15 protein-coding genes are annotated in these 13,542 nt (G+C 65.7%); 8 read left to right on the top strand and 7 right to left on the bottom strand.

Features of this window, described 5'->3' with window-relative positions; genetic code table 11:
* Positions 1–15: 15 nt before the first annotated feature.
* The 5 genes from map to ACFE7K_RS13220 all read left to right on the top strand — a co-directional run bounded on the left by map (position 16) and on the right by ACFE7K_RS13220 (position 4,933).
* Positions 16–840, top strand: coding sequence for a type I methionyl aminopeptidase (gene map / locus ACFE7K_RS13240; RefSeq protein WP_375398667.1), 825 nt, complete (start codon positions 16–18; stop codon positions 838–840).
* Between the two features lie 262 nt (positions 841–1,102).
* On the top strand, positions 1,103–1,441 hold the full coding sequence (locus ACFE7K_RS13235; RefSeq protein ID WP_375398666.1) for a P-II family nitrogen regulator: 339 nt from the start codon (positions 1,103–1,105) through the stop codon (positions 1,439–1,441).
* A gap of 123 nt (positions 1,442–1,564) precedes the next feature.
* Positions 1,565–2,977 carry a type I glutamate--ammonia ligase gene (glnA, locus tag ACFE7K_RS13230; protein WP_375398665.1) on the top strand — a complete coding sequence of 471 codons (1,413 nt, stop codon included), beginning with the start codon at positions 1,565–1,567 and terminating at the stop codon, positions 2,975–2,977.
* Positions 2,978–3,264: 287 nt separating this feature from the next.
* Positions 3,265–4,326 (top strand): Calx-beta domain-containing protein, encoded by a 1,062-nt coding sequence (locus ACFE7K_RS13225; protein WP_375398664.1) that lies wholly within the window; start codon positions 3,265–3,267, stop codon positions 4,324–4,326.
* Positions 4,319–4,933 carry a hypothetical protein gene (locus ACFE7K_RS13220; protein ID WP_375398663.1) on the top strand — a complete coding sequence of 205 codons (615 nt, stop codon included), beginning with the start codon at positions 4,319–4,321 and terminating at the stop codon, positions 4,931–4,933. Before ACFE7K_RS13225 ends, ACFE7K_RS13220 begins: the two co-directional genes overlap by 8 nt.
* A gap of 21 nt (positions 4,934–4,954) precedes the next feature.
* On the opposite strand, the gene ACFE7K_RS13215 is transcribed toward ACFE7K_RS13220, so the two are convergent.
* Positions 4,955–5,929, bottom strand: a complete 975-nt coding sequence (locus ACFE7K_RS13215) for a quinone oxidoreductase (RefSeq protein WP_375398686.1) — start codon at positions 5,927–5,929, stop codon at positions 4,955–4,957.
* 35 nt (positions 5,930–5,964) lie between these two features.
* Positions 5,965–6,534: a hypothetical protein gene (locus tag ACFE7K_RS13210; protein ID WP_375398662.1), complete on the bottom strand. Its 570-nt coding sequence runs from the start codon at positions 6,532–6,534 to the stop codon at positions 5,965–5,967.
* Between the two features lie 242 nt (positions 6,535–6,776).
* On the opposite strand from ACFE7K_RS13210, the gene ACFE7K_RS13205 reads away from it, so the two are divergent.
* Positions 6,777–6,950 (top strand): hypothetical protein, encoded by a 174-nt coding sequence (locus ACFE7K_RS13205; RefSeq protein WP_375398661.1) that lies wholly within the window; start codon positions 6,777–6,779, stop codon positions 6,948–6,950.
* 43 nt (positions 6,951–6,993) lie between these two features.
* On the opposite strand, the gene ACFE7K_RS13200 is transcribed toward ACFE7K_RS13205, so the two are convergent.
* A complete protein-coding gene (locus tag ACFE7K_RS13200) occupies positions 6,994–7,560 on the bottom strand; it encodes a helix-turn-helix transcriptional regulator (RefSeq protein ID WP_375398660.1) in 567 nt (188 codons plus the stop codon).
* Positions 7,561–7,709: 149 nt separating this feature from the next.
* Here ACFE7K_RS13200 and ACFE7K_RS13195 point away from each other — a divergent pair, with 149 nt between their 5' ends.
* The gene (locus ACFE7K_RS13195; RefSeq protein ID WP_375398659.1) at positions 7,710–7,886 is read left to right on the top strand and encodes a hypothetical protein; all 177 of its coding nucleotides are present in this window, start codon (positions 7,710–7,712) and stop codon (positions 7,884–7,886) included.
* A gap of 23 nt (positions 7,887–7,909) precedes the next feature.
* Positions 7,910–8,179, top strand: coding sequence for a hypothetical protein (locus ACFE7K_RS13190; RefSeq protein ID WP_375398658.1), 270 nt, complete (start codon positions 7,910–7,912; stop codon positions 8,177–8,179).
* Between the two features lie 105 nt (positions 8,180–8,284).
* Here the strand turns inward: ACFE7K_RS13190 and ACFE7K_RS13185 are convergent, their stop codons facing one another.
* The 4 genes from ACFE7K_RS13185 to ACFE7K_RS13170 form a co-directional block, all read right to left on the bottom strand.
* Positions 8,285–10,285 (bottom strand): biotin carboxylase N-terminal domain-containing protein, encoded by a 2,001-nt coding sequence (locus ACFE7K_RS13185; protein WP_375398657.1) that lies wholly within the window; start codon positions 10,283–10,285, stop codon positions 8,285–8,287.
* Positions 10,285–10,686, bottom strand: coding sequence for a lysozyme inhibitor LprI family protein (locus tag ACFE7K_RS13180; RefSeq protein ID WP_375398656.1), 402 nt, complete (start codon positions 10,684–10,686; stop codon positions 10,285–10,287). The genes ACFE7K_RS13185 and ACFE7K_RS13180 overlap by 1 nt, the downstream gene beginning before the upstream one ends.
* Positions 10,683–11,711, bottom strand: coding sequence for a biotin synthase BioB (bioB, locus tag ACFE7K_RS13175; protein WP_375398655.1), 1,029 nt, complete (start codon positions 11,709–11,711; stop codon positions 10,683–10,685). Before bioB ends, ACFE7K_RS13180 begins: the two co-directional genes overlap by 4 nt.
* A partial coding sequence (locus ACFE7K_RS13170; protein WP_375398654.1) for a methylmalonyl-CoA mutase family protein occupies positions 11,708–13,542 on the bottom strand: 1,835 nt, incomplete at its 5' end. The genes bioB and ACFE7K_RS13170, both read right to left, overlap by 4 nt.

The following is a 13,542-nucleotide window of genomic DNA, read 5'->3' as shown; positions in this document are numbered from 1 at the left end:
GGCTATATCCATGTCATGACCGACTATGTAACCGTTGCCGCCGACACGATGCTGGCCCGTACCGGTGCGATCAAATTGTACGGACCGGACGCGTTCGAGGGCATGGCGCGCGCCGGCCGGCTGGCGGCGGCGACGCTGGACATGCTGGTGCCGCATGTCGCGCCCGGCGTGACGACCGCCGCGCTCGACGATCTGATCCGGGGGTTCATCACCGCCCAGGGAGCGGTGCCCGCAACGCTCGGCTATCGCGGCTATACCCATTCCAGCTGCATCTCGATCAATCATGTCGTGTGCCACGGCATCCCGGGCGAGCGTACCCTGAAGGACGGCGACATCGTCAATATCGACGTCACCCCGTTGCTTGACGGCTGGCATGGTGATGCCAGCCGGATGTTCCTGGTCGGGGACGTGCCGATCAAGGCACGGCGGCTGGTCGACGTCACCTATGAGGCGATGATGCTGGGCATCGATCAGGCGCGCCCGGGCAACACGATGGGCGACGTCGCCAACGCGATCCAGCGCCATGCTGAGAAGAACCGGTTCGGCGTGGTCCGCGATTTCTGCGGGCACGGCGTCGGCCGGTTGTTCCACGACGCACCCGAAGTGGTCCATGTCGGCCGCCCCGGCACCGGTCCCGAGCTGAAGCCGGGAATGATCTTCACGATCGAGCCGATGATCAATATTGGCCGCCCCGACGTGAAGCTGCTCGACGACGGCTGGACCGCGGTGACCCGCGACCGCTCGCTGTCGGCGCAGTTCGAGCATTCGATCGGCATCACCCAGGACGGCTGCCGGATCTTCACGCTGAGCCCCGGCGGGTTCGACAGGCCGCCTTACTGATGAAGAGACAGGGGCACCCTTGTCGAGGCGGTCAACCGCGCAATGTCGCCTTGGCCGATCGCCCGTTCCGGCAACGATTGCGCGACACCGATTGACCGGCGCTGCTCCGCGATCGGGCAAGGCGATTTGCGCTGCCTAATTGCTGGGCATTGCCGGCGGCTGGCAGCGCGTCGGCAGGGCGGCGATGTTGCCGGGCGACAACTGGCATGCTTTCTGTATAAGCTGCCGGGGGCGGTCGCGGGATTTTTGGGGGCATGTCAGCGTGAAAAAGATCGAGGCGATCATCAAGCCGTTCAAGCTGGATGAAGTGAAGGAAGCGCTGCACGATGTCGGCGTATCGGGCATCACCGTGACCGAGGCCAAGGGCTTCGGGCGTCAGAAGGGCCATACCGAACTCTATCGCGGCGCCGAATATGTCGTCGATTTCCTGCCCAAGGTGAAGCTGGAGGTGGTGGTCGAGGACGCGCTGGCCGACCGCGTGGTCGAGGCGATCGCCGCCGCCGCGCAGACCGGCAGGATCGGCGACGGCAAGATCTTCGTCATCCCCGTGGAGACCGCGTTGCGCATCCGCACCGGCGAACGCGACGAAGCGGCGATCTGAAAGGCTGCACGCAGCGAGCATGTTTGACGCGACGCAGCATCTTGTGACAGTCATCGGCTGACGGGCGCACCATGATTCTCCCGCTCGCCGGGACCAGGACCGAAACAGAAAGGGCTTACGGCAATGGCGAATTCGGCCAGCGACATTCTCAAGCGGATCAAGGACGAGGAGATCGAGTGGGTCGACGTCCGCTTCACCGATCCCAAGGGCAAGTGGCAGCATCTGACGATGGTGTCGTCGGTGATCGGCGAGGACGAACTGACCGACGGCCTGATGTTCGACGGGTCGTCGATCGAGGGCTGGAAGGCGATCAACGAATCCGACATGATCCTGAAGCCCGATCTGGACGCGGTCTATATCGATCCGTTCTCGGCGACGCCGATGATGATCCTGTTCTGCGACGTCGTCGAGCCGTCTACCGGCGAGCTTTATGCCCGCGATCCGCGCTCGACCGCCAAGCGCGCCGAGGCGTACCTCAAGACCACCGGCGTCGGCGACACGATCTATATCGGGCCGGAAGCCGAATTCTTCATGTTCGACAACGTCCAGTTCGAGACGAGCTATGCGACGTCCTTCTACAAGATTGACGACATCGAGCTGCCGACCAATACCGGCCGCGACTATGAAGGCGGCAATCTCGGCCACCGGCCGCGCGCCAAGGGCGGCTATTTCCCTGTCGCGCCGGTCGACTCGGCCACCGATATCCGCGGCGAGATGGTCTCGACGATGCTCGAAATGGGCTTGCCGTGCGACAAGCACCATCATGAGGTCGCCGCCGCGCAGCACGAGCTGGGTCTGACCTTCGGCACGCTGACCACCACCGCCGACCGCATGCAGATCTACAAATACGTCGTCCATCAGGTCGCCGCCGCCTATGGCAAGTCGGCCACCTTCATGCCCAAGCCGATCAAGGAGGATAACGGCTCGGGCATGCACACCCATTTGTCGATCTGGAACAAGGGCGAGCCGCTGTTCGCCGGCAACGGCTATGCCGGACTGTCGGAGACGTGCCTGTACTTCATCGGCGGGATCATCAAGCACGCCAAGGCGCTCAACGCCTTCACCAATCCGACGACCAACAGCTATAAGCGGCTGGTCCCGGGCTATGAGGCGCCGGTGCTGCTCGCTTATTCGGCGCGCAACCGATCGGCATCGTGCCGTATTCCGTACGGCACGGGCGCCAAGGCAAAGCGCGTCGAGGTCCGCTTCCCCGACGCTATGGCCAATCCCTATCTCGCTTATGCCGCGCTGTTCATGGCCGGGCTCGACGGCATCCAGAACAAGTTCCACCCAGGTGAGGCGATGGACAAGAATCTGTACGACCTGCCGCCCGCCGAACTGGCCCAGGTGCCCACCGTCTGCGCGTCGCTGCGCGAGGCGCTCGACAGCCTGGAGGCAGATCACGACTTCCTGCTCAAGGGCGACGTGTTCTCGAAGGACCAGATCGAGGCCTATGTCGAGATCAAGCGCGCCGACGTCGCCCGATTCGAAATGACCCCGAGCCCCGTCGAGTTCGATATGTACTATAGCGCGTGAGGCATCCGTCCGGCGCCACGCCGCGCCGGATCGTCGGGCTGGATTGACGAAAGGCGCTCCGGGGGATCGGGCGCCTTTCGCGTCGCTGCGGTCGCCTTGACATGCTCTTCGTGCTATACGTCAGGGCGGTATAGGGATCGTGCGGGGGTCAGCCGATCGTCTCCTGGTGCTTGCCGGCGTTGTTCGCCCAGATTGCGCTGTTTCCTGCGGCGTCCCTTGGCGCGCCACGGACCGAAACGCCCACCATTTATTCCATCGGCGACGCCATCGGCCGCGAAGGCGATACGTTGACCTTCACGATCACGCGGCAAGGCAATGTGCGGCCGATCGTCATCATCCTGGTCGAGGTGCGCGACTGGACGGCCATGGCCGGAATCGATTACGCGACCCGGAAGGTCGCCGCGGTCTTCGGGCCCGGCCAGGCGTCGACAACCGTCACGGTGCGCACCATCGCCGGCGACGAGGTCAAGCCCGAACGCATCTTCAGCGTCATGCTGGCGACACTGCCGCCTGGCGCGCAGAGCAGGCGGCGGACAGCGACTGGTACGATCCTCGCCGATCCGCCAAAGCCAACGGCCGATCCGCCGAATGCTACGCCCCCCGCCGCATCGGGAACGCCCGCTTCGCCCAAGCTTCTGCCCTCGATATACTCGATCGCGGGCGCCACGACGACCGAAGGCAACCCCCTGATATTCAGGATCGAACGAACGGCCGACCTGTCCGCCCCCGGCGCCGTGACGGTCGTCACCGCAAACCAGACCGCGATCGCCGGAAGGGACTATCGGCCGGTCGAGGTTCCGGTCCGCTTCGCCATCGGGCAGATGCGTGCGATCGTTCGTGTGCCGACAATCGGTCGCGAGGGCGTGCAGGGAAGCCGCACTATGCTGGCGCGGATCACGCGCGCTGCCGCCTCGGGAAAAGCCGGAACGAGGATCGCGATCGGGACGATCGTCGACGCGGTGCTCTCCCCGTCAGCCGCTGCCTCCTGGTCGTCGCGGACCTCGACGTCGACTGGAAGTGTCGAGCCGACGGCTGTTCCTAATCCCGATTCCACGGCCACGTCCGAAGCCGTCCTGACTTCGAACGCCACCTTTCGGCTGGCGATGATCGGCGGCATTGCGGTCCTCGTCTTCGCGCTGATTGCCGCGATCGGCGCCGCCGCCAAGTTCCTGCTGCCTTGGCCACGACCGCTGGTCAGCTGCGCCATCGCTGCGGCAGGCGCGCGCGTCACGGGCGGCGTCGCGCTGTTGCCGCCCGATCTTACCGTCAGCGCCAATACCGCCATCGCGCCGGCGCGGGCGATCGCGGTGCCCGACGTCGAAACGGTGGAGGATCCAACCGATGGATGAACCCCTGCGGATCGATCTCGATCAGATAGCCGACGGCGAGGGGCTGGCCAGCCTGGGCGAGGCGCTGAAGAGCGCGATGGACGACGAGGGCAAAGGCTGGATGCTCTTGTCGAAGAAGTGGCTGGGCGGCAAGGCGGCCGATGCGATCACCGAAGCGCTCGCCGATTTCGACCTGCTCGACGCGATTGCCGGTGCCTGGGCTGGAGTCGAGGAGATCGCCTCGCGCGGCGATCCGGCCAAGTATCCGCAGAAGCGTGCCTCCCGCCTGCGGCTGGGCAAGCACGTCGTCGAGATCGACCTGAAGCCCCAGATGGAAATCGCCGTCGGCGGCTGGACCAGCGCGCCGATCGCGCTGACGATCCCGCTGACCGCGACGATCGAGGCGGTCGAACTGCGCATCAAGCAGGGCTTCATCACCGCTATCGGCGGCGGCATTTGCGATCTCGGTATCGAGATAAAGCGCGGCGATGCGGTTCTGGTCGACAAAAGATCGCTCAAGAAGTTCGACCTGCCCGGCGACCATCGCTTCAAGCCGCCAGGCATCGACATCCGCCCGCAGCAGTTCCGGCACTTGGCGGGACAGGCCTCCACTTACGGGCCCGTCTGAAAACTCACAGCGTCCAATCGGTCACGGAAGCAGGATAGTGGCACCCGCTGTCTCGCCCGCCGCCAGCGCGCGCTGCGCCTCGGCCGCCTCCTCCAGCGCGAAAGTCCGCCCGATCTGGGGGCGGATCGAGCCGGCCGCGGCCATCTCGAACACCCGCGCCATGCCACATTCCCGCTCCGAATGCGTCGCGTAATAATCGTACAGCTTGGGCCGCGTGACGAACAGCGAGCCATGCATGTTGAGCGTCGCCAGGCCGACACCGGTCACCGGACCGCTGGCATTGCCGTAGCTGACGATCAGGCCGCGCGGCGCGGCGGACTTGAGCGATGCCGCCCAGGTCGCCTGGCCGACGCCGTCGAATACCACCGCCACACCCTTGCCGTCGGTCGCCGTCATCACGCCGTCGACGATGTCATGGTCGCGATATTCGATGACGTGATCGGCGCCGGCCCGCCGCGCGCGCTCGGCCTTGTCGCGCGAGCCGACGGTGCCGATCACGGTCGCGCCGATCGCCTTCAGCCAGCCGACCAGCAGATGCCCGACCCCGCCCGCGGCGGCATGGACCAGCACCGCCTGCCCGGCGGTCACGCGGGCGCAGCGCTCGACCAGGAACTCGGCCGTCGCGCCTTTGAGCAGCAGTGCCGCCGCGCAGCCGTCTTCAACGGCATCGGGCAGGCGGAAGAGACAATCGACCGGCAGCAGGCGATGCGTCGCATAGGCGCCGAGCTCGGGACCGAACGTGCCTACCCTGTCGCCTGCGGCAAGGCCGGTCACGCCCGGCCCCACCGCCTCGACGACGCCGATGGTCTCGCTGCCAAGCCCCGACGGCAGCGGCAGGGGGTAGAGCCCGGAGCGGTGATAGATGTCGATGAAATTCAGCCCGACCGCAGTCGACCGGACGCGAACCTCCCCCTTGCCCGGATCGGGCAGATCGACCTCGACCCATTCGATCACTTCAGGCCCGCCGGCCTGCCGGATACGGGCGACACGCGCCATCGCCATCCCTTGCTGCTCGTCGGCGTCGTACCGCCCTACAACCCCCGGTTGTCGGCGCCATCACCGGCGCATCGCGCATAGTTGCGAAATTCGTAGCGGACCGCGAGGTACAGCGATCCGTCGTCGAGCGCACGCACTTCCAGCCCGATCGACTGGATGTTGCTGCTTAGCGCCGGCGCCTTGTTCAGGTCCCCGCTGGGCCAGAATGCCGACAGCGATGCCTTGTCCGCCCGTATGTCCTTCGCCCAATTACCCGATTTGGCATTGTTGTAATCATATTGGCGGGAGGTGCCGTATTTGCCGTCGAGTGCCGTCCTGAGACGTCCGAAGGCCGCGCGCACCTGTGATTCGTTGGCATAGCTGATGCCCAGACCGGTGATCCGGCAGATGCCGGTCGTGCTCGGCGCCGTTACCATGTAGCTTTCGAACTCCGGGTTCGGCACCGGCACCGTGATCGAATAATTGTTGTTCGAATAGCTGCGTACGACGGTAACCGATCCGATCGACGTGCCCTCGCTGATCCCGAATACCGATTGGGCGCTTGCCGGCTGTACGCACGCCATTGCCATGCCCATGCCTATACCTATGCCCAGAAGATACTTCATGCCTGTGCTCCCCTATTGCCCGCCATCCTCTTAGCAAGTAGCGCCGTCCGCTTGGAACCCCTGAAAAGCGACGCTGGGCCTCGGTGGATCGCGCCGACCGCTCGGCCAGCCGATTTCAGAACGATCAACCGCCTGATCTGTCGCCAGCAAAACAAACTCCGGGTGGTTGCCCAGGCGGCCTTGTCCCGCCGATCCCGGGCGGAACACTGGAATCCGATCCTGGAACATGGCAGGGCGCAGCAATGGACCAGGGCCGCCCCTCCCGCACACCGCTGGCCGGAGGTTGCCTGATCGCGCTGGGGCTGATCGCCGGGCCGGTAGCGGGCGCGTATCTGGGCCAGGCGACGATCGGCTTCCTGGTCGGCGGCGCGATCGGCGCTGGGCTGGCGTTGGCGATCTGGCGGCGGGGGGGCTAGCGTCATGAACCGGAAGGCAGTCGTCGTTTAGACTGGCTAGAGATTATGCGAACGCCCGTGTCAGCCGCACGACGCGGCCGATCACCCGGACATCCTGTATTGGGATCGGGGCCAAGGACGGTGTCGTCGGATTGTCGCTGGCAACGACCAGCATCGCCCCGGCACGTCGCACGCGCTTGACCATCAGGGCGTCGCTGATCCGCAGCACGAACACCTCGCCACGAACGCCCGGCAAGCGATCGCCGGTATCGACCAGCAGGGCGTCGCCGTCCTCGATCAGCGGCGCCATGGAATCGCCGCGCGCCTCGATCATCGACACAGCATTTCGATCGACGCCCAGCCGGGCGAGGACACGCGCGTCAAGCCATGCCTCGCCGACGATCCGGTCATTGTCGACCAGCGCACCGGGGCCCGCCGCCGCACGCGCGTCGATCCGCGGCACCATTACCAAAGCCCCATCGGCCTCACCCCCGAGCCGCGCCTCGTCGATCGCCAGATAGGCCGCCAGTAGCCGGCGATCGCGTTCCTCCAGCCGCCGTGGCGACCCTCGCCGGACGAACTGCTGGAGGTAGGCCGCATTACGACCGAGCATCCGCGAGAGCGCGGCCAAGCTAGCGCCGTGTGCCGCCACTGCTGCCGCCAACGCGGCCCGAGGATCCCCATCGGTCACGCCCAAGCCATAGTCGCAGGAAATTTCCTAGACAAGTTGGAGATGCCAGAACAAAAAAAGAACATCAAAACGAATCGGGATTTGGCATCATGGTAATGCGCGATATTGAGCAGTTTCTGCGGCGGACCGGAATGCCGGTGACGAAGTTCGGGCGATTGGCAGCCAACGATCCCCGCTTGGTTCTCGATCTACGTAACGGCCGCGAACCGGGCGAGCGCATGACTCGCCGGATCGCAGCGTTCATCGCCGCTGCCGATCAGAAATGAAGTGCCACCTGGAGGCGAGGGTCATGGGGGCCATCATTGCGTCGGCGGCGGGGGCGGGAGTGATGCTGAACGCCCGGATGATCCGCTCGCGCGACTGGGCATCGACGTTGTTTGTCGGCGTGCGGCTGACGGTCGCGTTGACCGCCGACGATATTCAGGGGTTGGACAGCTGGCTGCAGGGGATCGGCAAGGCGGACCTGCCCCTGCATCGTCGCTTCGTAGCAGATGTCGAGATCATCGAGCGACCGGACCCCGGCCATGCCGTTATCGAGCTGCTCGTCGTCGATGATTAGCGCTCGGATGAGCGGTATTCACGTTCCGGCTCGACGATCGTTGCATATCATCGCTGCAATCAGCCCAAGTTGACGGACGTTACGGCACCGCGCCGATAATGCCCCTTACTCCATCTCCAGGATGACTTGATCGACCGCCAGGCTCTCGCCGGCCTTGGCTCCGACCGCCTTTACCGTGCCGGCTTTTTCGGCGCGCAGGATGTTCTCCATCTTCATCGCCTCAATCACCGCGAGCGGCTGCCCCGGCTGGACGGCATCGCCTTCCCTGACATCCAGCCGGACGAGCAGGCCGGGCATGGGCGCAATCAGGAAACGCGACAGATCGGGCGGAACCTTCTCGATCAGGTGCCGGGCGAACGACGCGACGTGCGCCGGGAGCACGCGCACGACGTGGCTTGCGCCGCGCGCGGTCAGGCGGAAGCCGGTGGTGGTCCGCGCAATCCGGACCGACAGCGCGCGCTCGTCGATCTCGGCATGGACCATGCGGTCGCCGGGCGTGTACTCCAGCGCCATCGGCAGGTCGCGGCCGTCGACGTCGATACCGTCGGTCGAGATCGCTACCTGGTGGTCGGTCCCGTCAATCCGCACCGTCCAGGCCGAAGGCGGCTGCAGGCGGTTGCCTAGCTGGCCGTCGATCAATCGTGCGCGATCGGCCTCCGCGGTGGCGGCGAAGGCGGCGATCGCGGCGAGTTCGCGCAGCAGGTCGGGCGATGCGGGCGCGCCCAGGAACCCGTCGGGATATTCCTCGGCAATGAAGCCGGTGGTCAGCGCGCCCTTGCGGAACCGTGAATGCTGCATCAGCGCCGACAGGAAATCAATGTTATTGCCGGGCCCGTCGATCTCGAACGCGTCGAGCGCATCGATCTGCGCGTCGATCGCCGCCTCGCGGGTCGGCGCCCAGGTGATCAGCTTGGCGATCATCGGGTCGTAGAACATGCTGACCTCGCCCCCCTCGCGCACGCCGTCGTCGACGCGGACGATCGCGGCAGTGCCGTCGCGTTCATTGGCGGCGGGCGGGTTGTAGCGCACCAGTCGTCCGATCGAGGGCAGGAAGCCGCGATAGGGGTCCTCGGCATAGACCCGGTTCTCGATCGACCAGCCGTTGATCCTGACGTCCTTCTGCGCGAACGGCAGCTTCTCGCCGGCGGCGACGCGGATCATCAGTTCGACCAGGTCGACGCCGGTGATCTCCTCGGTCACCGGGTGCTCGACCTGGAGCCGAGTGTTCATCTCGAGGAAGTAAAATCCCTCGCCGCTGGTGTCCGCGCCCGACACGATCAGTTCGACCGTGCCCGCGCTGTAATAGCCGACCGCTTTGGCCAAAGCGACCGCCTGCTCGCCCATCGCCCGGCGCATCCTTGGGGTGACGAACGGCGACGGCGCCTCCTCGACGACCTTCTGGTGGCGGCGCTGGATCGAGCATTCGCGTTCGTTGAGGTAGACGATGTTGCCGTGCTGGTCGCCGATCACCTGGATCTCGATGTGGCGCGGGCTCTCGATGAACTTCTCGATGAATACGCGGTCGTCGCCGAACGACGCCAGTCCCTCGCGCTTGGTCGCCTCGAACCCTTCGCGGACGTCCTGCTCGCCATAGGCCAGCCGCATTCCCTTGCCGCCGCCGCCCGCCGACGCCTTCATCATCACCGGATAGCCGATATCCGACGCGATCCTGACCGCTTCCTCGGTATCGGCGATCTCGCCCAGGAAGCCGGGGACGACATTGACCCCCGCAGCCTTGGCCAGCTTCTTCGATTCGATCTTGTCGCCCATTGCCGCGATGGCGTTGGGCGGGGGGCCGACGAAGGCGATGCCGGCCTTGGCGCATGCCTTGGCAAAACTCTCGCGCTCCGACAGGAAGCCGTAGCCTGGATGTATGCAGTCCGCTCCCGTCTCCTTGGCGGCGAGCAGGATCAGGTCGGCGAGCAGATAGCTTTCGGCGGCCGGCGGCGGCCCGATCCGGACCGCCTCGTCCGCCATCAGTACATGGGGGGAGCGCGCATCGGCATCCGAATAGACGGCGACCGTCGCGATCCCCATCTTCTTGGCGGTGCGGAACACGCGGCAGGCGATTTCGCCACGATTGGCGACCAGGATTTTGGTGAACACTAATTTACCTTTGGCATCAGAAAGTCAGTTTCCAGCTTTCGCAGAATGTCAATGCGTTGTCGGGTAAGCTCTATTTCACACAGGCTGCCCATGTCGCCATAGCCTGTACCACCGGCGGCTTGATTGGAAACGACGGCGCACTGGGCGTCACGATACCGTAACCACGCCCGCTGCGAGGCTAGCAACGGTGGCGCGAGATCGGGCACGTTCAATTTTTGGCGGCGGTTCTCAACATCATCCCGCTTCAGCTTGGCCAAGGTGCGCCGCCATTGTGCCGCCATTTCGACGTCCGTTCGAACCGCAAGCTCGCCATGACATTGCCGTTCATCGACGCCAGACCGACGTTCCGCAGCCTCGCATCCGACGACTGACGCCATTGCAAGAAGCAAGACGACGATCACTCCGCCGCCACCCGCATCGGCTCCTCGCCCGCCATCGGCCGCACCCCTAGCTTCGCGAACAGCGCCGCGTCGGCGCCGCCGCCGGCGTTGCCGGTCGTGAGCAGCTTGTCGCCGGTGAAGATCGAGTTGGCGCCGGCGAGGAAGCACAATGCCTGCGTCGCCTCGCCCATCGATTCGCGTCCGGCAGACAGGCGCACCATGCTCTCCGGCATCGTGATTCGAGCGACCGCCACCGTCCGCACGAACTCGATATCGTCGATCTTCGCCAGCGGCGTGTCGGCCAGCATGTCGCCCAGCACCGTGCCGCGCACCGGCACCAGCGCGTTGACCGGCACGCTCTCCGGGTGGCGCGGCAGCGTCGCCAGCGCATGGACGAAGCCGACCCGGTCCTCGCGGCTCTCGCCCATGCCGACGATGCCGCCGCAGCACACGTTGATCCCGACCTGGCGCACGTTCTCCAGCGTATTGAGCCGGTCGGCGAAGGTGCGCGTGGTGATGACCTGGTCGTACCGCTCGGGCGAGGTGTCGATGTTGTGGTTGTAGTAATCGAGCCCCGCCTCGGCGAGCATCTCGGCCTGCTGCGGCTCGAGCATGCCGAGCGTCATGCAGGTCTCTAGCCCCATCGCGCGCACGCCGCGCACCATTTCGACGATCGCGGGCATGTCGCGGTCCTTGGGGTTGCGCCACGCCGCCCCCATGCAGAAGCGCTGCGACCCGGCATCCTTCGCCTGCGCCGCCATTTGCAGCACCGCGCGCGGATCCATCAGCTTGGTCGCCTTGACGCCGCTGTCGGCGGTCTTGGACTGGGAGCAATAGCCGCAATCCTCCGGGCAGCCGCCGGTCTTGATCGACAGGAGCGTACACAATTGGATCTCGCCTGCCGCATGACGAGCGCGATGAACGCTCTGCGCACGGAACATCAACTCGTCGAACGGCAAGTCGAACAGCGCCGCAATTTCGGCGCGAGTCCAGTCGGTGCGGGCATCGCTCCCCTCCAGGGAGGGGAGTGGGTGGGCCGCGCTCATTCCGCCGCCTCGCTTGTCGGTGCCATGTTATGCCCGAGCAGGCGCAGCACGTCCTCTGCCGCCTTGATCAGATTGGTGCCGGGGCCGAAGATCGCCTGGACCCCCGCGTCGCGCAGGAACTGGTAATCCTGCGCCGGGATCACGCCGCCGGCGATTACCTTGATGTCCGCGCGGCCGGCATCGCGCAAATGGCCGATCAGTTCGGGGATCAGCGTCTTGTGCCCCGCCGCCAGGCTGGACGCGCCGACCACGTCGACATCGCTGTCGAGCGCGAGCACCGCGGCTTCTCCGGGCGTCTGGAACAATGGCCCGGGCACCACCTCGAACCCCAGGTCGCCGAACATGCTGCTGACCAGATTGGCGCCGCGATCGTGCCCATCCTGCCCCATCTTGGCGACCAGCATGCGGGGGCGTCGGCCCAGTCGGCGCTCGGTCGCGGCCACGCCCGAGAGCAGATTGTCCCAGCGCATGTCATCGGTATAGGCGCCGCCATAGATGCCCTTCACGGGCGTCGGTTGCGTGCCGTAGCGGCCGAACACGTCCTCCATCGCCAGGCTGATCTCGCCGAGCGTGGCGCGGGCGCGGGCGCAGTCGACCGCGAGCGCGAGGAGGTTGGTCTCGTTAGGTCCTCCCCGGGACGGGGAGGTGGCAGACGCGTCGGCGGCTGCCGGAGCGGGCTGTCCACTGGGCGCCGGCGCTGATGGAGGGCCCCCTCCACCATGCTGCGCTTGGTCGCCCTCCCCTTGCAGCGGAAGAATTTGGCCGGCGCGCGCGCCTTCGCGCAGCGCGTCGAGCGCCGCATGGCATGCCGCCTCGTCGCGCGCGGCCTTGACCTTTTCGATGCGGCGGATCTGCGATTCACGCACCGCCACGTTATCGACGTCGAGGATGTCGATCGGGTCTTCCTGGGCAAGCTTGTACTTGTTGACGCCGACGATGACTTCCTCGACCCGGTCGATCCGCGCCGCCTTGGCCGCCGATGCTTCCTCGATCATCGCCTTGGGCCAGCCGGCGGCGACCGCCTTGGCCATGCCGCCCTCGCGCTCGACCCGCTCGATGATCTCCCACGCGCCGTCGACGAGCTGCCGGGTCAGGCTCTCGACATAATAGCTGCCGCCCAGTGGATCGACGACCTTGGTCATGCCCGTCTCTTCCTGGATCACGATCTGCGTGTTGCGCGCGATCCGGGCGGAAAAGTCGGTCGGCAGCGCGATCGCCTCGTCCAGCGCATTGGTGTGGAGCGACTGCGTTCCCCCCAGCATCGCCGCCATCGCCTCGATCGTGGTGCGGATGACGTTGTTGTACGGGTCCTGCTCGGTCAGCGACACGCCGCTGGTCTGGCAATGCGTGCGCAGCATCTTGCTGCGTTCGTCCTTCGCGCCAAGCTCGGTCATCGCGCGATGCCACAACACGCGCGCGGCGCGCAGCTTGGCGACTTCCATGAAGAAGTTCATGCCGATCGCGAAGAAGAATGACAGCCGCCCGGCGAACTTGTCGATGTCGAGCCCGCTTGCCACGCCGTATTTCACATATTCCATGCCGTCGGCGATCGTGAACGCCAGCTCCTGGAGCTGCGTCGCGCCGGCTTCCTGCATGTGATAGCCGGAAATCGAGATGCTGTTGAACTTGGGCATCTCGCGCGACGTATAGCCGAAGATGTCCGAGATGATCCGCATGCTCGGCTCGGGCGGGTAGATGTAGGTGTTGCGGACCATGAACTCCTTGAGGATGTCGTTCTGGATCGTGCCGTCGAGCTGCGCGCGCGGCACGCCCTGTTCCTCGCCGGCGACGATGAAGAAGGCGAGGATCGGGATCACCGCGCCGTTCATCG

Origin of the sequence: uncultured Sphingomonas sp. (genome assembly GCF_964244265.1) — a bacterium.
Taxonomy (GTDB): Bacteria; Pseudomonadota; Alphaproteobacteria; order Sphingomonadales; family Sphingomonadaceae; genus Sphingomonas.
This window is presented reverse-complemented; position numbering and strand designations above follow the sequence as displayed.

What these genes read in the sequence shown, in the direction of transcription:
- map (WP_375398667.1), top strand. Translation starts at nt 16, where the DNA reads ATGACCGACTATGTAACCGTTGCCGCCGACACGATGCTGGCCCGTACC.
- glnA (WP_375398665.1), top strand. Translation starts at nt 1,565, where the DNA reads ATGGCGAATTCGGCCAGCGACATTCTCAAGCGGATCAAGGACGAGGAG.
- ACFE7K_RS13220 (WP_375398663.1), top strand. Translation starts at nt 4,319, where the DNA reads ATGGATGAACCCCTGCGGATCGATCTCGATCAGATAGCCGACGGCGAG.
- ACFE7K_RS13215 (WP_375398686.1), bottom strand. Translation starts at nt 5,929, where the DNA reads ATGGCGCGTGTCGCCCGTATCCGGCAGGCCGGCGGGCCTGAAGTGATC.
- ACFE7K_RS13210 (WP_375398662.1), bottom strand. Translation starts at nt 6,534, where the DNA reads ATGAAGTATCTTCTGGGCATAGGTATAGGCATGGGCATGGCAATGGCG.
- ACFE7K_RS13205 (WP_375398661.1), top strand. Translation starts at nt 6,777, where the DNA reads ATGGACCAGGGCCGCCCCTCCCGCACACCGCTGGCCGGAGGTTGCCTG.
- ACFE7K_RS13195 (WP_375398659.1), top strand. Translation starts at nt 7,710, where the DNA reads ATGGTAATGCGCGATATTGAGCAGTTTCTGCGGCGGACCGGAATGCCG.
- ACFE7K_RS13190 (WP_375398658.1), top strand. Translation starts at nt 7,910, where the DNA reads ATGGGGGCCATCATTGCGTCGGCGGCGGGGGCGGGAGTGATGCTGAAC.
- bioB (WP_375398655.1), bottom strand. Translation starts at nt 11,711, where the DNA reads ATGAGCGCGGCCCACCCACTCCCCTCCCTGGAGGGGAGCGATGCCCGC.